The 20,055-nt window shown below is 44.6% G+C and carries 16 protein-coding genes; 7 read left to right on the forward strand and 9 right to left on the reverse strand.

All coding sequences use genetic code 11. The features are described from left to right. Window positions 1–181 precede the first annotated feature (181 nt). On the forward strand, window positions 182–1,048 hold the full coding sequence (locus tag Q0081_RS06250; protein ID WP_298350407.1) for a fibronectin type III domain-containing protein: 867 nt from the start codon (window positions 182–184) through the stop codon (window positions 1,046–1,048). 20 nt (window positions 1,049–1,068) lie between these two features. Next, the gene (locus tag Q0081_RS06255) at window positions 1,069–2,310 is read left to right on the forward strand and encodes a fibronectin type III domain-containing protein (RefSeq protein WP_298350408.1); all 1,242 of its coding nucleotides are present in this window, start codon (window positions 1,069–1,071) and stop codon (window positions 2,308–2,310) included. Between the two features lie 127 nt (window positions 2,311–2,437). Here Q0081_RS06255 and Q0081_RS06260 read toward each other — a convergent pair whose 3' ends face one another. From Q0081_RS06260 to Q0081_RS06275, 4 genes are all read right to left on the reverse strand, one after another. Further along, the gene (locus Q0081_RS06260; RefSeq protein WP_298350410.1) at window positions 2,438–6,235 is read right to left on the reverse strand and encodes a PVC-type heme-binding CxxCH protein; all 3,798 of its coding nucleotides are present in this window, start codon (window positions 6,233–6,235) and stop codon (window positions 2,438–2,440) included. Between the two features lie 27 nt (window positions 6,236–6,262). After that, the gene (gene tnpA, locus Q0081_RS06265) at window positions 6,263–6,733 is read right to left on the reverse strand and encodes an IS200/IS605 family transposase (protein WP_298350412.1); all 471 of its coding nucleotides are present in this window, start codon (window positions 6,731–6,733) and stop codon (window positions 6,263–6,265) included. Between the two features lie 131 nt (window positions 6,734–6,864). Then, the gene (locus Q0081_RS06270) at window positions 6,865–7,986 is read right to left on the reverse strand and encodes a Gfo/Idh/MocA family protein (RefSeq protein ID WP_298350413.1); all 1,122 of its coding nucleotides are present in this window, start codon (window positions 7,984–7,986) and stop codon (window positions 6,865–6,867) included. Between the two features lie 121 nt (window positions 7,987–8,107). Further along, window positions 8,108–8,947 (reverse strand): sugar phosphate isomerase/epimerase, encoded by an 840-nt coding sequence (locus tag Q0081_RS06275; protein ID WP_298350414.1) that lies wholly within the window; start codon window positions 8,945–8,947, stop codon window positions 8,108–8,110. Window positions 8,948–9,144: 197 nt separating this feature from the next. On the opposite strand from Q0081_RS06275, the gene Q0081_RS06280 reads away from it, so the two are divergent. From Q0081_RS06280 to Q0081_RS06290, 3 genes are all read left to right on the forward strand, one after another. Beyond that, window positions 9,145–11,055 carry an AAA domain-containing protein gene (locus Q0081_RS06280; protein WP_298350416.1) on the forward strand — a complete coding sequence of 637 codons (1,911 nt, stop codon included), beginning with the start codon at window positions 9,145–9,147 and terminating at the stop codon, window positions 11,053–11,055. A gap of 86 nt (window positions 11,056–11,141) precedes the next feature. Continuing rightward, entirely contained in the window at window positions 11,142–12,017 is an 876-nt protein-coding gene (locus tag Q0081_RS06285) for an AraC family transcriptional regulator (RefSeq protein WP_298350418.1), read from the forward strand. Between the two features lie 21 nt (window positions 12,018–12,038). Next, window positions 12,039–12,392, forward strand: a complete 354-nt coding sequence (locus tag Q0081_RS06290) for a YraN family protein (protein WP_298350420.1) — start codon at window positions 12,039–12,041, stop codon at window positions 12,390–12,392. 94 nt (window positions 12,393–12,486) lie between these two features. Here the strand turns inward: Q0081_RS06290 and Q0081_RS06295 are convergent, their stop codons facing one another. From Q0081_RS06295 to Q0081_RS06310, 4 genes are all read right to left on the reverse strand, one after another. Further along, window positions 12,487–12,930 (reverse strand): barstar family protein, encoded by a 444-nt coding sequence (locus tag Q0081_RS06295; protein WP_298350422.1) that lies wholly within the window; start codon window positions 12,928–12,930, stop codon window positions 12,487–12,489. 20 nt (window positions 12,931–12,950) lie between these two features. Further along, window positions 12,951–13,862, reverse strand: coding sequence for a hypothetical protein (locus tag Q0081_RS06300; protein WP_298350424.1), 912 nt, complete (start codon window positions 13,860–13,862; stop codon window positions 12,951–12,953). A 105-nt stretch (window positions 13,863–13,967) separates the two neighbouring features. Next, window positions 13,968–15,185, reverse strand: a complete 1,218-nt coding sequence (locus Q0081_RS06305; protein WP_298350426.1) for an NADP-dependent isocitrate dehydrogenase — start codon at window positions 15,183–15,185, stop codon at window positions 13,968–13,970. A gap of 61 nt (window positions 15,186–15,246) precedes the next feature. Beyond that, window positions 15,247–16,410 carry a hypothetical protein gene (locus Q0081_RS06310; RefSeq protein ID WP_298350427.1) on the reverse strand — a complete coding sequence of 388 codons (1,164 nt, stop codon included), beginning with the start codon at window positions 16,408–16,410 and terminating at the stop codon, window positions 15,247–15,249. Between the two features lie 359 nt (window positions 16,411–16,769). On the opposite strand from Q0081_RS06310, the gene Q0081_RS06315 reads away from it, so the two are divergent. Beyond that, window positions 16,770–16,976, forward strand: a complete 207-nt coding sequence (locus tag Q0081_RS06315; protein ID WP_298350428.1) for a hypothetical protein — start codon at window positions 16,770–16,772, stop codon at window positions 16,974–16,976. Between the two features lie 14 nt (window positions 16,977–16,990). Beyond that, complete coding sequence (locus Q0081_RS06320) at window positions 16,991–17,770, forward strand: TIGR00266 family protein (protein WP_298350429.1); 780 nt, start codon at window positions 16,991–16,993, stop codon at window positions 17,768–17,770. A 97-nt stretch (window positions 17,771–17,867) separates the two neighbouring features. Here the strand turns inward: Q0081_RS06320 and Q0081_RS06325 are convergent, their stop codons facing one another. Then, window positions 17,868–20,045, reverse strand: a complete 2,178-nt coding sequence (locus tag Q0081_RS06325; protein ID WP_298350430.1) for a M28 family peptidase — start codon at window positions 20,043–20,045, stop codon at window positions 17,868–17,870. Window positions 20,046–20,055: the final 10 nt, after the last annotated feature.

Here is a 20,055-nt window from a genome sequence, read left to right on the forward strand (position 1 = left end):
CTATTTCTGGAAAAGTGCTTTGTTTAATGTCTTCCATCAGGGTTTCTATTGCTGAAAATGTACCTAAATGAAGGCTCTTCTCTAAATAGGTCACTGTCTTTTCGATTACTTGGCCTGTTTCATCCTCAATTTTTATGGTTGCTTTTAGCATGATTTTGTAGTTTAGTCCAAATTTAACTATTTGCCACCTTTATTTACAGAATGTAGTTTTACAGTAAAAGCGATAGACGCTGCCGGAAATGTCTCCGCCGCAAGTAATACCGCTTCAACTACGACGACTGCCTGCTCAACGGGTGAAATTGTCTATGATGATGCTTTGAACGCCAATTGGGCGGATTGGTCATGGAGTACTACAACCTATTTAAACACGACAAGTCCTGTGCAGCAAGGCACCAAATCCATTCGGGCAGATTACGCAGGATATGGAGGTTTTTCGGTACGAAGAAATACAATACTCAATCCTGCGGCCAATTTAGCTCTCAAGTTTTGGGTATACAGTACGGGTGCGAATGCCTTTACGCTTCAAACGCAAACGGACGACAGCGGTGCGTTCAGTTCTAATTATAATTTTACAACTACTGCAAATCAATGGCAGGAAATTACGGTAACTATGGCAGCGTTGGGTACTCCTACCGCGATTCGCAGAATTAATATTCAGAATAATTCATCCAATAGTGTCACTGCTTATTTTGACAATATTCAATTGACAACGGCTCCTGCCGCTGACACGCAGGCCCCGACTGCACCGACCAATTTGGCAGCTTCGAGTGTGAGCCAAACGGGTTTGACCTTGACTTGGACGGGTTCAACCGATAACGTAGGGGTAGTTAATTGCCAAGTATATCGAGGAACAACTTTGTTAAGCGGGACAGTGACCGGTACAACTTATACCGTGACAGGGTTAGCCTGCGGAACGCAGTACAATTTTAGCGTGACGGCCAAAGACGCCGCAGGAAATACCTCATTAACGAGCAATACAGCCCAATCAACGACACTTACCTGTCCCGATACCCAAGCGCCCAAGCGCCTACTTCACCGACGAACTTAGCCACTTCCAATATCAGTCAAATGGGTTTGACCTTGACTTGGACGGGTTCCACTGATAACGTAGGCGTAGTTAATTATCAAGTGTATCGAGGAACGACTTTGGTAAGCGGAACAGTGACGGGAACAACGTATACTGTAACAGGATTGGCCTGCGGAACGCAATATAATTTCAGTGTAACTTCTAAAGACGCGGCAGGAAATACATCGCCCGTAAGTAATGTGGTCACTCCCACTACGCTTACCTGTCCTGACACTCAGGCACCTACTGCTCCAACCAATTTAACCGCCTCGGCCATCAGCCAAACAGGTTTGACGCTGACTTGGACGGCTTCAACGGATAACATAGGCGTAGCCAATTATCAGGTGTATCAAGGGGCAACCTTACTAAATGGTACGGTTACCGGAACAACTTATGCCGTTATCGGTTTGGCTTGCGGTACAGCGTATAGCTTTAGCGTAAAAGCCAAAGATGCGGCAGGAAATCAGTCGGCAAGCAGCAACACAGTTTCTGCCACTACCTCGGCTTGCGGAGCTTCGACGATTGTGGTGTATGACGAAACCCTCAATACAGACTGGAATGATTGGTCGTGGGCTACAACTCGAAACTTCAATAATACGACTCCTGTGAAAGTAGGTACAAAATCGGCAAAGGTAGATTATACTGCTTGGGGAGCGTTGTCGTTGCGAAAAGTATCAACGACGGTAAATACGACAGCGAGTACAGCGAGTACAGCGGTGCGTTTTTGGCTACGGACACCAACTGCCACTACTGTTAAAGTATATACTTCTGCCACAGATACGGGAGGAGATGCGTCCGGTTATACCTTTACGACAACTGCCAATGTGTGGACAGAGTACATTGTTTCACTTGCACAGTTAGGGAATCCTTCCCAAATCAAACGAATCCATTTCCAAAACTATACAGCCAATAATGTCACGGCCTATTTTGATAACATACGTTTGGTGTCAGTTTCAGGCGCGAGAAACTCGGTTGAAGAAATGGAAGAACAGCCACAAATAAGTGTTTTTCCAAATCCGTCAACGGGTATCATAAATGTCGGCTACGTTGCTGAAAAAGCCGAGAAATTAAATGTACAGGTAGTGGGATTGAGTGGACTGATTCTTCAGCAAAGAGAGGAACAAACGGTAAAGGGGCAAAATTATTTCAGCTTAGACTTAAGCGCCGAGAAGATAGGTTTTTATCTGATTCGTTTACAGACTGAATCAAAAAGTAGCACTTCAAAAATTTTGATTCAGAGTTAGTTACAAAAAGAATCCCGACTTCTCAGTCGGGATTCTTTTTTATAATTGTTCTCACGTTCGCCTTCTTTCATCAGAATTATCCAGTGAAGCAGTAGAGCCGCAAAATTTTGCGGCTCTACGATTTAGGTTATTTACTCGTTGTTTTCACTTCCTCTTTCACTACTTTCATCACCCCGTTCATCAGGCGCCAGTGGCCGGGGAAAGTACAGATGTACGGGTAATTGCCCAGTTCGGTCGGAGCCGTGAAAGTAAGACGGTACGTTTGGTCGGGATTGACCAACGGCGTGAACGCAATTACCTGAGGCAGATTAGGCACATAATTTTTCTCGGCCGCATCTTTTTGCGTAATCATCTTATCAGCCGCATTTCCCACGATGTCGGTAGATTTTGGCTTGATAATCACTAAGTTGTGTTGCATTGCATCTGGATTGTCGAATGTTAGTTCAACAGGCTTGCCTGCGATTACGGTAAACTCTTTGACATCAAACTTCATTGCCTCTTTGATAGACTTGATTTTGACAATCTGCAAATTCGGGTCAACCGGAACCAAAGCATTAGCCCCGAAAGATTCTACAATGCCCGTAAACTTAGCTTTCAAATCTTCCGAAATTGTTTCTTTGGTGCTTACCAACAACATTTTATTAGCATCGTTGGTGGTCACTTTGCGACGAGGATTCCAACCATTTACAATCCCTTTCAAGACCGCGTAGCGAGCGTCGCTGTCCAACGTATTGGCTTTGGCAATCAACGCAACAACGGAGTCCGGACTGATTGTAGAAGAAGCATAACTCCGTGCGGCGCGCTCTAACGCAAAGTCAGAAAGTTTGGCAGGTCGTTTTACATCAAATGTTTTGCTGAACGAATTGTTCTTCACGTCATCTTCTTCCGGAATCAGGTTGTCGGCGTCGATAGAAGCACTGATGCGTAATTTTCCTGCCTGTTCAGCCGTAAATCCGAATCGTCCAACCCAAGGTCCATTATTATTTTCAACCAATTGAATGGTTTCTCCCGCGCCGATACCATTTTTCAATTGATAACTCACGTTATTGATTTTCAATCCTAATCCTTCGATTTGAACTTTCACGACCGGAACCGTTTCTTTCGGAATGGCCGCTCCTTTGTTGGTCACTTCAATGGTCACCGCCGCATATTCCCGTACAAAAGGTTGAGCGGGAGTCGTCGTGATATTGGTAATAGCCAAGTCGGGTTTAGTAGCCGTGTGGGCTGCGTGATTGGCATCGGCTGCTTGGGCCGTGGAAGCATTGGGTCCGTGCATGGCGCTGTGGTCATGGTTCATCGGAGCGGGTGCTGTGCCTTGCGACGGTCCGCCGTGCGACGGTCCGATCTCTGCTTTCATTCCAACAGTACGTTTGGCCAAATAGGTTTTCATCAATTTGCCGCTGTGCGCATTCAAAATAATGGAAAACGCATCGGGCAGCCAACGGTCGTCGGCTTCGGTTGAACTTTCAAAACGAGCCAAAACGGCCTTTTCAACGTCAGGAGTTAACGGTGTTTCGGTAAATTTCAAAAGTGAATTGAGTACCACCAAAGGCTCGCTGTCATTCAATATATTATTCGCTAAAAGTGCCTGAGCGGTAGCGGTGGTAGGAGGCAATACCTGCAAAGCATTTTTGCGAACAGCGGCACTTGGGTGTTTCAGCGCGGCGGTTACTGCTTTCAGGACGTTTTCGTCGGACAAAGCTCCCAAGCCCTGCAAAGCCCAAAGCGCATGAATCGCGGCAGGATTAAGGCCAATTTCGTCAACAGATGGGTCATTTACGAAGGCAACTAATTGAGGAACTACATCTTTATTTCCTCGTTCAACCAACAAGCGCTGGGCTTGAGTACGCCAAAACATATTAGAGTTTTTGAGAGCCGCTACCAATTCTGCGGGACGGTCTTTGCTCAATGAAACTGGCGTATACGCAGGCGCTTGTTTGTAGCCTACGCGGTAAATCCGACCGTGGGTGTAATCGCGGAGGTCAGTTTCGTACGCATTTCCGGTACCCATTTTGAAGCCATCCGGCTTAGGATTGTGCTGAATGATAAAGCTATACCAATCGGCTACCCAAACGGCACCGTCAGGACCTACTTCGGCAAAAACAGGTGAAAACCACTCGTCCACGCCCGCCATTAGGTTAAAGGCTTCTTTGTCTTCGTAATCGGTACCGTTTTTAACCATTTGGTTTTGGTGTACCACGTGACCGGTAGGCTCCGTGACGAAGGCAATTTGATTCCAGTATTTCTTAGGGAACGCCCGTGCGGTATAGAAATTATGCCCCGAAGCAGCGGTAAAACCTCCAAACACGTCCACCTGACGGATGCGTGGGGTAACGGTCTTCATATCTTTGTGGGTATCGGTTCCGCGGCTTCCGTTGTCGCGGCCCATGCCTGTATTGCCCGTGAAATAACGGTGCGGAATCGCCATGTACCAACCGTGTGAGTTGTTGGCCGTGGAGCCAAATACATCGCCTGCTTCGTTGAACGAAAAGCCCCAGGTATTGTTGGACGTACTGGTAATCCACTCCATTTTAGAACCGTCAGGTTTGAAACGGAAGAACGCCTGACCGAATTTAAGGCTGTCCGCATTCTCTTTCAGTTTTCCTTCAAAGCCTGAATAACCCACACAACCCCAAATCCAGTTGTCGAAGCCGTAGTGCAAGTTGCTCGGACCTGCGTGCGTATCGCCCGTACCAAAACCGGAGAATAAGATTTTCTTTTCGTCAGCTTTGTCATCGCCGTTGGTATCTTTCAGGAAGACCATGTGCGGTGCCTGGCTGACAATCAAACCGCCGTTGGCAAACACCATACCCGTCGGGATGCTCAACCCCTCCGCAAAACGCGTGAATTTGTCGGCTTTGCCGTCTTTATCGGTGTCTTCACAGATCAAAACATAGTCAGTGCCACCTGTATCTTTACGCTCGTTGGGGTAATCTTTGGTAATTAACACGTACAACCGTCCGCGCTCGTCCCAGCTCATGGCGATGGGGTGTTGAACATTTGGCTCAGCGGCAAACAAATCCAACGTAAAATCGGCCGGAACCTGAATGTGTTTCATGGATTCCTGCGGAGTCACGGCGTTTTGCTCCAGTTGAGGCCCAGGGCGCTTTTCGTAATTGGGAAGTTTGGCTTCTTTGTACGTAAAAGGCAATGGGTCAAGTGCGGTCAAATTTGAAATCGCTTGCTCTCCTACGGCCCAACGAATCCCTTTTTCCAACATTTTCATAAACTCCGGCTGACTCCAAGTACGGTCATCGTGGCCGTATGCCGTGTAGAAAATGCGGCCTTTGCCGTGCGTACGTACCCAGGTGTAAGGTTCGGTTTTGGTATTAGGTTTGTCTTTGTACTGGTCAGGCTGAATTTCTCGCTCGGTCAGTACTAAGTTATCAGGTTGGAGTTTGCTGTGCAGATACGTTTCGTCCAGTGTTTTGAATTGCTTCACACCCATGATGGCAGGGTGATTGGGATTGGTCCAAACGGGGCGAATGGTATCCCACGTATGCCGCCAAAACTGACCGCCCATGATTTTGACCAATTCATCCGAATTGCGGAAACAATACGATGCGCAGTGAACGGGAATAAACCCTTTACCACTCGCGATGTAGTCTACCAAGGCGCGCTCCTGAGGTTTGCTGATGGTATCCCAGTTGGCATAAAGTAAAACGCCGTCATATTTGGCCAAGTTGGTTGGATTGAGGTCGTCCAATTGGTCAGAATACGTAAAGTTAATGCCTTTGCTTCCCAGCGCAGACATGATGGCGGGTACACGCTCAATGGGGCGGTGGTGGCCATTGTCGCCCAGAAAAAGAATTTCCAGACGGCGCGGGGTCACGGGTTGGTTAGATTGGGCCGTTTGTGCCGGTTTTTGAGTAGCGCATTGCCACATCAAAATTGCAAGCAAAACAATGGGTAGGAGACGTTTCATTTTAGAAATCAGGTAATGTTTTTACAATTAGTGTTCTATCTCTTCCAAAAAATCAAATAAATATTGTTCGTCGTATTCTATTGCAAAATCAGACAGCATTTTTAGGTATTCTTCTCGGAATGTTCGTTTTCGATGATGTTCTTCTTGATTGTTGATATATTTAATTACCGCGTCAATTTGTGACCTGCTGTATGAAAAAGCTCCATAGCCACGTTGCCAACTGAAATTGTTATGACGAAAATGCGATTTCAGGAATTTGTTTGATGAAGTTTTTATTTCTTCAACTAAGTCAGCAAGAGAAACGGAAGTGCCATACCCAATAAAGATGTGGATATGGTCAGACATTCCATTGATTGCCAATGGCTTTGACCCTTGCTCTTTAATTATACCTCCTATATACGCGTATAATTCATTTTTCCATGTATTACGAATAAGGCTTTCACGACCTTTGACAGCAAAGACAATTTGGATATAAAGCTGTGTATAGGTGTTTGCCATGTTCTACAAATATTACGGTGCGCTGCACCTTTGGGGTTTTGAAACTGGTGTTTTTCTACAAATATTACGGTGCGTTTCACCTTTAAATAAGCCGCAGAGCGGCGTAATATTTGTAGAAAAAAATATGTCGTTTACCCATTAAAATCGGGCAAATACATAATCTTGCCACCCTGCATGGCCGATTCGTGCGCCAAAATACCGACCGACGTCCAGTTGGCCGATTGGACTGCATTGGGGAACGGGTCACGATCTTCGACCAAAGCCGATAAAAACTCATGCGCTAAGTGCGGGTGTGAGCCGCCGTGGCCTCCTCCCTGTGTAAAAGAAAGGTGCGTGTTTTCCGTAATGTCGTATACCCCTCCCGTGGTAAATGCCTGAATTTCTTCGGGTAACAAATGCGCATAATCGGGCGTAGTTACGCGTTCCGGAATTTCGTGTTCTTCTTTTTTGGCAGTATGAATGACGGCTTCTTCTCCTTCGATAAGCGGCCATTCAAAGGATTTTTTAGAGCCATATACCTCAAAGCTTTCGCGGTACTGACGCGCTACGTCAAACAGCGAGCGGTATACATAAGCGCTTAAATCGCTGTCTTTGAACTTGATATGTGCTGACTCCACCGCAAAAGGTGAATTGTGAATTTTGGCTAAATCTTCATGAATTGTTCCCGAACCAAAACACGAAACGTATTCTGCTTCCAATCGCAACAAACCGGCTACCGGTCCTACGCAGTGCGTAGCGTAGTGCATAGGAGGCAAACCGGGCCAATAGTCCGGCCACCCTTCCATGTCCTGCTGATGTGAAGCTTTCAGAAACTGTACCTTGCCGAGCTCGCCTTTTTCGTATAATTCTTTCACAAATAGGAATTCACGAGCATACACCACCGTTTCCATCATCATGTATTTTTTGCCCGTTTCTTTGCAGGTTTTTACGATTTCCAGACAGTCGGCTACCGAAGTCGCCATCGGTACAGTACAGGCCACGTGTTTGCCCGCGCGCAAGGCCTTTAAGGTTTGTTCGGCGTGGTTGGGGATGGGAGAATTGATATGAACGGCGTCAATATTGGGGTCTTTTAACAATTCGTCGTAATCTGAATAACGTACGTCAATGTTGAAAGCATCGCCGATGGCGTTGAGTTTTTCGACATTCCGCTGACAAATAGCGTATATATTCGCGTTAGGATGGCGCTGATAAATGGGAATAAATTCGGCTCCGAAACCGAGCCCTACAATAGCGATGTTGATTTTTTTAGACATAGTATGGTTTGATTTTTGCAACCACATAGTGACATAGGTCACATAGTAGTTTTAGGTTTTTGAGGGGTATATTTATTTTTCTTTGAAATATAGAGCACTGTGTATAAAGAAACTATGTGTTCTATATGCCTATGTGGTTACATGAGTTGCGAATAAAAGCCAAGCCATCCCGCATCAATTGTTCCTCGGAATCAAACATTTTTCGCCAAATATTAGCGGCGGGAAGCTTAGGACTGAACGCTTCAATACTCAGCCAACCGTCGTAATTAATGTCTTTAATGGCCTGAAATGTTCCTGCCCAATCGACATTGCCTTTGCCAGGAGTGCTGCGGTCGTTTTCAGAGAGTTGGATGAACGAGATGCGGTCGCCCATTTTACGGATACAGTCACCGATATTTTTCTCTTCAATGTTGGCGTGGAAGGTATCAAACATGATTTTGCAATTGGGATGCGCTACATCGTCTACAAAACGAATCAATTCGTCGCCGCAACTTGTCAGATATAATTCAAACCGATTAAGGTATTCCAAGCCCAAAACGATGCCTTGACTTTGGGCATATTCGGCCAATTGATGAACACCTTCTACGCCCCATTTCCATTCGTCGGGGGTAGCGGGTTGACCCGTAAAAACGCTCATAGCCGAATGGTACGGCCCCATGAGTTTGGTCGCTCCCAACACAGCGCCGCAGTCTACGATTCGTTTGAGGTTGGCAAGCGCATCAGCCCGGATGGAAGCGTCAGGGCTGATAAGGTTTTCGTTTGGCCCGCAAAACGTATCACATTCGCGGTGAAGTCCCAATTCGTCTAATTTTTTGCGCCAACTGTGCCAAGCATTCGGATTGGTATTGAAAATAGGTACCTCCACTCCTTCAAATCCAATTTCGTGAATCAATTCAAGCGTTGGGAAAAGACTTTCGTCAATTTGAGTGCCCCAAAGGAGCAAATTCATACTGTATTTCATAATGCAATTTTATGGAGAAATAATACTAAAAACCTCTTTTTTATTTGCAAATTTTGACTGTATTTTGATTAAAATTAAAAACAATAAGTAAAAGACTGTTAAAATTAAGTTAGTACAGGCTAAATACGTTCTCTAAAAATCGTCTGACATAACTTCTTTTAGAAGGTCAATTTGCTCCATATCTCCTACCTTTGTGCATGGATTATTTTAAAAAGTTGCTTGAGTTATTGAAAATTGAACGGGAAGAAGACCATAATCAATACCGTAAACTCACCGAACAGACCTCCGTTTCCGAACGTCGAGCCAATGGTTTGACGTGGTATCCTGTGGCTATTCGAGGAAATGAAATGAGTCGGGGAGACTACTTGACTGTCGAGCTGGAACGCACCACTCACCAAGATATTTCGCATCAGTTTCGGTTTGGAATGCCTGCCGTATTTTTTGGAAATCATGATCCCAAAAATGACCGAGTGGAAGGCACCGTAACCCACGTAAATGCTAATCGGTTGAAAATTACCTTGCGCACCGACGAGCTGCCCGAGTGGACTCGCGATGGTAAGTTGGGTATCGATGTGCTTTTTGACGATAACAGTTACGAAGAAATGCAGTCTGCCCTCAAGCAGGCAACGGCTATTGACGCAAAAGGTGCCAACGATTCAATAACGCGTTTGGTACAAATTCTGACGGGAGAGAAAGGGTCGACTTTTCAGGTACCAACTTTTCAGGTACCTGTTCCGACCTTAAATTCTTCGCAACAATCTGCTGTGCATAAAATACTGAATGCCAACGAACTGGCAATTGTTCATGGGCCTCCGGGTACGGGGAAAACCACTACGTTGGTGCAGGCTATTAAGGCGTTGGCTAAGCGAGATAACCAAAAAATCTTGGTAGTAGCTCCGAGCAATACGGCTGTAGATTTGTTGAGTGAGAGACTGCACGAAGAAGGACTCAATGTGTTGCGGGTGGGAAATCCCAATCGAGTTACCGAGCGACTCATGTCGTTGACGTTGGATAGTAAAATGGCCGAGCATCCCCAAATGAAAGAATCCAAACGCCTCAAAAAGCAGGCGCAGGAATTCAAAAACATGGCGCATAAGTACAAGCGTAACTTTGGAAAATCGGAAAGAGATCAACGAAAGTTGCTTTTTGACGAAGCCCACAAAATCATGAAGGAAGTCGGCAATACGGAGCAATACATCATTGATGATTTGGTAGCTAAAGCGCAGGTGATAACAGCTACTTTGGTTGGCTCAAATCATTATACGGTACGCGATGTGCGGTATCATACGGTGGTAATCGATGAAGCGGGCCAAGCGCTCGAACCCGCCTGTTGGATTCCCATTTTGAAAGGGCAAAAAGTAATTTTAGCCGGCGACCATTGTCAATTATCTCCCACGATAAAATCAGACACGGCAGCCCGCAGCGGACTCAGTACGACACTCCTTGAAAAATGCGTAGAGATTCATCCCGAGGCCGTTACGCTGTTGGAAGAGCAATACCGTATGAATGAGCAGATTATGGGCTATTCTTCCCAAATTTTTTATCAAAACAAGCTCAGAGCGCACACTTCGGTAGCGAAACGATTGCTGTTTACCGGTGATAAACCGGTGTTGTTTATTGATACGGCGGGTTGTGGTTTTGAAGAAAAATTGGAAGGTACCAGCAGTACTAACCCCGAAGAAGCGGGGCTATTGCTCAAACATCTTATTCAACTCGCCTTACAGTGGGAAGCACAAACTACGAACGAGACCTTTCCAAGCATTGCGATTATTTCTCCTTATAAACAGCAGATTCAGGTAATCAATGAGCAATTAACTCATGTGCCTGAGCTTGAACCCTATCTTGCCTTTATTTCTGCCAATACAGTAGACAGTTTTCAGGGACAGGAACGGGACATTGTTTACATCAGCATGACCCGCAGCAATCAGGAAGGAAACATTGGCTTTTTGGCGGATATTCGGCGCATGAACGTGGCAATGACTCGCGCTCGTAAAAAAATGGTGGTAGTCGGTGATAGCGCTACTCTCGCTCAACTTCCGTTTTATGCCGACTTTATTTCGTATACCGAAAGCATTGATGCTTATCTGAGTGCTTGGGAATTAATATAGTTATCTAAAAGGTTATGACTTTATTTTAACTATAATACAAATTGTTTTAGTTATTTTTGGTTAAATAAAGCTAACCCATCCTAATTATGCGTATCCCACTACGGAAAGAACTCAATCTTCCCACGGCTTCTTTTACGGCCATTGAGTTGATAGAGCCGCACTTTGATTCAAATTGGCATTTTCATCCGCACTATCAGGTTTTTACAGTTTTGGAAGGTTCCGGAACACGTTTTATTGGAGACGATATTCGGCATTTTGAAGCGGGCGATACTGTATTTTTAGGCCCAAACATTCCGCACCTTTGGCGCAGCGATCGTGCTTATTTTGAGGGAAACTCAGATTTGAAAACGCACGGAATTGTCGTGTATTTTACGGAAGATTTTTTGGGAGAACACTTTTTCCAAAAACCCGAAATGCACACGTTGCGACAATTATTGGAAAAAGGAAGACGAGGGCTTGACATTACGGGCAATGCGCGTGAACATGTAAAAAAAAGCTTGCAGGAACTCGTTGTGGCTGATGGCTTCGGCTCCGTTTTGCAGATGCTTACTACGCTGCATCATATTTCGCTTTCATCGGAGGTTTCGTATATCACGAGTGTGGGGTACGTTAATACGCATAAGGTGTCGGAGACGGAACGGATGCAAAAAGTACACGAGTACGTGATGAAGCATTTTAAGGAAGAAATTCGCCTCAATGAGGTGGCTGCCCTTACGAATATGACAGAAGCAGCCTTTTGTCGCTATTTTAAAAGTCGAACAAATAAGACGTTTTCGGACTTTGTAAGCGAAATTCGCGTGGGGTATGCGTGTAAGCTGTTGGTAGAAGAAAAATATTCTGTGACTCAAATATGTTACGAAAGTGGGTTCAACACCGTCTCAAACTTCAACCGTCAGTTTAAAAACTTAACCAATAAGTCTCCTTTGCAATACCAAAAAGAATACCGGCGGGCAGAAGGGTAACGAAGGAGGTGAATCATACCAATGGCTGAACATTTAGAAACGGGTAAATTAGGCGAAGATAAAGCCGTGACTCACTTGGAGGAAAAAGGGTACGAAATTTTAGTCCGCAATCACCGACACCGACACGCAGAGATTGATATTATTGCAAAAAAGAACAAAATTTTAGTTTTCGTTGAGGTCAAAACCCGCACGAATGTGAGCTATGGTATGCCCGAGGAATTTGTAGATGCGACCAAACGACGATTAATAATGAAAGCTGCTGAACAGTATATTTTTGACCGAGACTGGCAAAGCGACATTCGATTTGATGTAGTATCAGTCGTTATTACTCAAAACACCGTCAAAATTCACCACATTGAGGATGCGTTTTATTGATTTTTAGGTAAGAAGAAGGAAATAAGAGATAGGAGGCAGGAAGTAAGAAATAGGAGGTAGGAAATACCCTTATTCTTTCATCATACATCTGACTTCATACATCCCTGCTTCCCATTCTATCAAATCCAATCTCCTCCTTCTCTAACAGGCCTATGATTTTGGGGCTGTCCTGAATGATAATTTTAAAGTTTTTTTGTTGAACGTCTTCGTCATCATCAACCCACTTCCAATCTTCGGCGGTAGCATCCAATAAATTAAACAATTCCAGAATTTTAGCCGGTTTTTCCTGAGCTAAAAACCCTTCCGTATTGGTAATGTATAAAGCTACATCAGCCTGTTTGATCCATTCCAAATCATTGAGAAGTTCGTCGAGTGATTCGAGATTATGTTCAAAATATTCCGGAAAAGAGAGCGCTTTCTCAATCGCTTGATAAAAGGATTTAAGAGTGGGTGTTTTTGCCCCGTCTATTTGACCGATTCGGTATTTTTTGAAATCGGCTAAAGCCGCGTTTGAAGGTATAATCAGGAAATTGGGCATGATTTGAAGAGTAAATAAGTTTAAACGGAGGGTGTTTTTTGAGATACTTTTTGGGATGCTTCTATTCGTTTTTGACGATAACTTTGGTCCGCTATGTCTCGCAACGTGTTGAGCGAATCGGCAGTGTTGCGCGAAGAAACACCACCATAAATAACTCCATCAATAGAGCGGAGTGCCTCGGCCAATTGCTCATCAGGAAGACTGTCAATAATCTCTTTGGTTGTATAAGTAGCGTACGGCTTGCGTTCCAAACGTTGCAGGTAAATTTTCCAAAGTACCACCACTTTCTCCGCGTTTTCAATCCCTTTCGCTCCATTAATATCCCGAGTAAGGCGAGAAAAGCTTCGCCGAAATTCTCTATTTCGCAGAAACATTTGGTACAATTCCCATTGGCGGGTCAAGGCTTCTCCAAACAGCAAATAAACCCCCGTTCCTATCAATAATATCAGGAGAGTTACTAACAGGATAAAGGGAAAGTTGGTTTGATTGCGAAGCGGTACGATCTGAGTATCAGCTTTTAGACGAAGCGTATCCATTTCATTTCCTCGAATCATTTCCTTCAGCCGGATGGAATCTTTTGCAGAATAAACAGCCGTACAATCTCGTCCATTAATAATCCAGACGGGAACAGATATGGATTGGATTTTTTTTAAATCAAAGGAAACTAAGGTATAGACTGCACTGTCTAAACTGCCTGCGGGCCCCGTTTCTGTTGGAAAGTAATCTTGATTGATAACCTCAAAAGGGCGAAAATCAGCGCTGGTGTCTGGGAAGAAAACTTCTAATCTGGGAAGGTGTCGAAAGCTTAATGCGTACTTAAATGGCTTGCCGATTTCAATGCTGTCGGTAAGAAAATAGCCGTTGGGTCGCTGTGCGGAGGCAGTGAATACAGAGTAGTAAAATAGAAAAAAGAGTAGGAACAGACGCTGCACGCTTGAGAATAATTTTTGACGAAATTAACACCTAAAACCTTGAAAAAACAAAAGCGAGGCATAAAAGCCTCGCCAATGAAGTCTACTTTATGTATTCTTTAACGCCTAGTTTCCAGCAAGTTTTGCCTGTAAATTAGCATCAATCGCATCCAAAAATTCTTCAGTATAGAGATAATGTTCGCCGTGATTTACTTTGTTGCCATAGATACAAACAGCCAAATCCTTGGTCATTTTGCCACTTTCTACGGTTTCTACGCACACTTTCTCCAGCGCCAAGCAGAAATCAATCAACGGTTGGTTGCCATCCAATTTGCCTCTGAAAGCCAAGCCGCGTGTCCATGCAAAAATAGAAGCGATTGGGTTAGTAGACGTTGGATTTCCTTTTTGGTGTTCGCGGTAGTGGCGAGTTACAGTTCCGTGAGCGGCCTCTGCTTCCATTACCTGTCCGTTTGGCGTAAGAAGTACCGAAGTCATCAAACCCAATGAACCAAATCCCTGTGCTACGGTATCCGACTGAACGTCGCCGTCGTAGTTTTTACAAGCCCATACAAAGTTACCGTTCCATTTCAAGGCAGAAGCTACCATGTCATCAATCAAACGGTGCTCATAATGTACTTTTCCTTTAAATTCGGCTTCGTAGATTTCTTGGAAAATATCTTTGAAACGACCGTCATATTTCTTCAAAATAGTATTCTTTGTCGAAAGGTACAAAGGCCATCCTTTTTGCATAGCCACTTGGAAACATGAACGAGCAAAACCTTGGATAGATTCGTCAAGGTTATACATGGCCATAGCTACCCCGTCTCCTTTGAAGTTATAAACTTCGTGCTCAATAACGGTTCCATCTTCGCCTTCAAATTTGATGGTTAATTTGCCTTTGCCTTTGGTTACAAAATCCGTAGCGCGGTATTGATCTCCAAAAGCGTGACGACCTACGATAATAGGAGAATCCCAGTTAGTTACTAAACGCGGTACATTTTTGCAAACGATTGGCTCACGGAAAACCGTTCCATCCAAGATGTTCCGGATGGTACCGTTAGGCGATTTCCACATTTGCTTCAAATTGAATTCTTTTACGCGGTCTTCATCAGGAGTAATGGTAGCGCATTTGATACCGACACCGTATTGTTTGATGGCATTAGCCGAGTCAATCGTTACTTGGTCGTTGGTTTCGTCACGGTATTCGATGCCTAAATCGTAGTATTTAATATCAACGTCTAAATAGGGAAGAATAAGTTTATCTTTAATAAAACGCCAGATGATACGGGTCATTTCATCGCCGTCCAATTCGACGACGGGATTAGCAACGGTAATTTTTTCCATGATAGCGACTTGAAATTGGGGATGATGAGTTAAATGAGGGTGCAAATATAACCAACTATGTTTACGAAGCCTCACGCATTTGCCACCAATTTATGACAATGAACAACAACGCAGGAGCCGCATTATACAACGCAAATTGTACCAATACAGACAGGCTGAGAATCAGTGTTGCATTGAATAACAGGGAGATGTAGAAAAAACACGCTGCCAATGGCAAATTTGTGACTACGCAGTTTTTAAAAGCAGTATCCAGCCAACGATATACTATCCCAAAAGCCATATATACTGCTGCTACTAAAAGATAGCCACCATTGTAGAATAATTCGCCTGCAACGGGAATGACTTTGTCCTGAGATACTAAAGAATTGTGATAGGCCAAATTGTAAATATAAGAGCCGCTTTGCTCTCGAAACGCTTTTCCCAAGATTGGAATCGACTCTAAAAGGGAATTGATAAGTGTAAATGAAGGTGGGTGGATGGAAAGCAACGGGGTGATTTGATAAGGACTTCCGAAATAAATTTGATATGCATAAGGAATGTATTCGTCATGTTCCAGATAATTGCCGAAAAGAATTCCTGTCTGTTCGGAATCTAATGAAGGTTGTACACGCACATAGCCAAAGAAAAATGACAGTATAATAAGGGCTAACGCTATTGAAGCAGGCCAAAACTTACGACGCGTTCGCCAACGGACACACATAACGCTCAAAAACATTAGAAATGGGTATACCATATTTGACCGGTTACTACTCAGCGTACCTGCTGAACAAAGTAAAAGCCAAAGAATCTGCTTCAACCAATGAATTTCAGCTTTCTTTCTTTTCTGGTCGTACCACGCCAAAAGTGTACCAAAAGGCCAAAATCGTTGCCCTACGTTTGCCAGAAAACCTCCAACAGTTCCGTTTTGTTCTACGATTTCGAGGGTTACGTAGGTGAAAATCGCCCCTGAGAAATAATTACTTAGCGAGCCATAAAGCAAAAAAAGAGAAATAAGGGCAATAGTGAAATAAATTCCGGCCCACCTTTTTAGAGAATTAAGAGCAACAATGGGATGGATAGCCTGTTTTTGCGGAAAGAGCCCCCAACCTATTACAAAGGCCACAAAAGAAATAATGGTTATGATGATTTCTGTAGAGATATCCTGATTAATATAGCTCTCAACCGGAATCATGTTTCCTACAAACAGGATTACTAAAGGGATAATAACGAGTTTGTTAAGCCACAAAAATAGCATAACATTTTTTGGCGTCAGGACGATTGAGTCGGACTTGAAATTTGGAATTGTGCCTGTGATACTTCCCCAAGCTAAGGGCAATAGCAGCAAAAGAAGGTCATTTTGAGGGTTAAAAACGGAGTCAAATTGTAAGAGTATTGTAAAAGCTATTCCACAAAAAAAGAATATGGACAATTGACCTCGCCAAGTTTTATTCAATTTCAGTATCAAGTTTGTGCTAAATTTGTGCTAAATTTTAGTGAACCATTCGCCCTATTTTTTGACCAAAAAACAACAAAAAGTCACCGCTTAGTCAATCAAGGTTGCGAATGGTGTTGGAGCTACTTATTTTCGTAAAAAAATCGACGGATATGACGAAGAAAAAAACAACCCCGCCCGAAAGCACTGAAAAGCCGCGTGTTCACAAAGATTTGGATGGCTTTGATATTAAAATCAATTCATTCGGAGAAATCACCTCGACGATTGATATTGATAAAATTAATCAGTTCCTGAACAAGCACGTGGATGATAAAAAACTGCGCTCACGCGATGACTTAAACGAAAACCCCGAAGAATAACCAACTACAAAAAAATGAACTCACACGAAATTGATTACAAGATTATCGGCGAGGATATTCAAATCGTCGAAATCGAATTAGACCCCAACGAAACGGTCATTGCCGAAGCAGGTTCCATGTTGTTCATGGAAGACGGCATTCAGTTTGAAACCAAAATGGGCGACGGCTCCAGTGCTACCCAAAGTATCATGGGCAAGATTTTTCAGGCAGGTACACGCCTCCTCACGGGAGAGTCACTGTTTATGACCCATTTTACCAACCGTGGCTATGGCAAACGCAAAGTAGCCTTTGCCGCGCCTTATCCTGGTACGGTAATGCCTATCAATTTGTCGAATATCTACGGCAATTCGCTGATTGTACAAAAAGATGGATTTCTCTGCGCAGCAATGGGTACCAAACTGAGCATTCACTTCAATCAACGACTGGGAAGCGGCTTGTTTGGTGGTGAAGGTTTCATTTTACAAAAATTACAGGGAGACGGCTTGGCGTTTGTCCATGCGGGTGGAGTGGTGATCGAGCGTCAATTGAACAATGAAACCCTGCGGGTAGATACGGGCTGTGTGGTCGCTTTTGAACCTTCGGTCAACTTCAGCGTTCAACGCGCAGGAAGCCTTAAATCTATGATTTTTGGGGGAGAAGGAATTTTCTTGGCTACCTTGCAAGGCACCGGAAAATGCTGGATTCAGTCCATGCCTATTTCCAAATTAGTAGATCGTCTTTCTCAATATGGCCCGCAGGCTCGTAAAGAAAGCGGTTCCGTATTAGGCGGTTTAGGAAATTTGTTTGAAGATTAAAAAGTAAACGTCGGCGAGGACTGGGCCGCGGCGGCGTACCGCGTCCCCGTTCAAAACCTCGCCGACGTTGGTTTATTAGTCGATTTTACTATTTTTCTTAATTCTTTCCTCCTCCCAACGAAGAAGCGGCACCGCCCAATTGTTGATTCATGGTCACAATTTTGGAGTTCAACGTTTCTATCGCTTTGGCATGACGGGCTTCAATATCAGGCAAATTAACCGTTGATTTTAGAGAAGCTTCGTACTGAAATGCTGGCAACATCCACGACGCGTATCCGCTGTACGGGTCTGAGGATGCGTACAAAGACCGGTACCAAGGCCCGTAAGCCATGCCTTTGGGGTCAATGAATGCTTTTTCCAAATTCCTCAGTTCTTTATTGATGGCGGCAACTTTGGCTCTGTCTAATTGGTCAGAAGCCAATAATGTCTTGATACGACTTTCGTATGCTTCCGCCGTTTGCTTTAAGGTTTCCACTTGCGCCAACAACTTCTCAATTGAGTACGAAGGCTGATAGACTTTGATTGCTTTTTCGGCGGTTTTGAGGTGAGTAGCCAAATCCGTAGCATAGCGAGAAACGTCGTAAGGCAGAATATCGGCGTTGGCTAAACGCAACGACATGGTTCCTACTACCTGTTCTACCATCGGACCCATTTTATAGGTTGAGTCCACAAATTTATTGTAGAAAAACAAATCGTCGTACTGTGAGTGGTACAAGGTGGGACCGCCGGTGCCCGCACTCAAGGAAGGAATTCCCGCGTGCATATAAAAAGCGATGTGGTCTGAGCCCCCGCCCAAGTTGCCAATCGTAGGTTCGCTTTCATTGGAAACAGGTGCTGAGCCGCTTATGGCTGCTGTACTGCCTCTTCTGCCCCCTTTTTGCGCCATCCAATGTTCGTAAACCGTTTTGTTGGAATCGGGATAGTCTACGGCCTGAGAAGCTTCAATCAATAGTTTTTTCAACGAAGGCGAAGCGCTGCCTCCAAATATTTTCCCCGATACTGCTGCATCGTAATTCATGTAAGCCACGGCTTTGGCGGCCAATTCATCACGCATTTGTTCGACCCATTCGGTCGAGCCAATCACGCCGTGCTCTTCCGCATCCCAATGACAGATTTTAATGGTACGTTTAGGTTTTTGCGGCAGTTTCCCCAAAGATTCGGCCAAGCTCAACAACATAGCAGTACCGCTGTTGGGGTCAGTAGAGCCATACGACCAAGCATCGTAGTGGCAACCCGCAATGATCCATTCGTCAGGAAATTCACTCCCCGTCAACGTACCCACTACTTCATATACGCGTACAAAATCTTTATCTTGCTTTACTTTCAACCGCACTTTCAGCACCGGACCTCCTTCCAAACGATAGGCCATGGGCAATCCACCCTGCCAACCCGCAGGCACGGCTTTGCCAGTCATGCGTTTGAGGATTTCAACGGCCGAACCCCAGGGCAAAGGCGTAACGGGAATTTTATGAAACGCTACATCTTTGGGGTCAAGACGTTTGATTTTCTTAACGCCGTCAAGAGGCAATGCGGGCTCAAAAGGCGTAAGCGGATCGCCCGTAAAATCAACGGTCAGCAATGAGCCGCGCTGAATGGTATTATCGCTGGGTTGTGAGCCTTCGGGAAAGGTAATTCCTTTCATATAACCACTATCGTAGGGGTCGGTATAAATGATGACACCCGCTGCGCCTGCCGCTTCGGCGTGTTTGGCTTTATAACCACGAAAGTTGCCGCCGTAACGTGCAATGACAATTTTTCCTTTGACCGAAATGCCCATGGCTTTCAGTTGTTCAAAATCTTCTTTACGGCCATAGTTCGCATAAACTACCTCCGAAGTAACATCGCCCGACCCCGAATAAGCATTCCAACCGGGCGTAAGCCGTGAATCTCCTGAGTACTTGTCTTCGGGCAAAATAAACTCACGATTATTGAGCGGCATCCGAATGGGCTCTACAACTTCAACAATGCTTTCGCCCGGACTTTTGGATAAATAAATATCATGCGGGAAAATTTCAACTTGCAAGCCTGCCTTCCGCATTACGTCCACGATGTAGTCGCGGACTTTTTCGTTTTCGGGCGTTCCTGCCAAGTGCGGCACGCTGGTCAGTTTATACAAATGATTTTTGTACCGTTCTGCCGATTGCTTGGTGCGGTATTCCTGTTCGGCTTTTTCCTGTTTAGTTTGATTGGAGGGGGTAAAACCGCTAATGATTTTCTGGGCCTGCACACACGTGCCAAGCAAAAGAAAGCCGCCAATGAGAAAAGATACTTTCATAAGGTATGTT

Source organism: Runella sp. (assembly GCF_027484545.1).
Taxonomy (GTDB): domain Bacteria; phylum Bacteroidota; class Bacteroidia; order Cytophagales; family Spirosomataceae; genus Runella.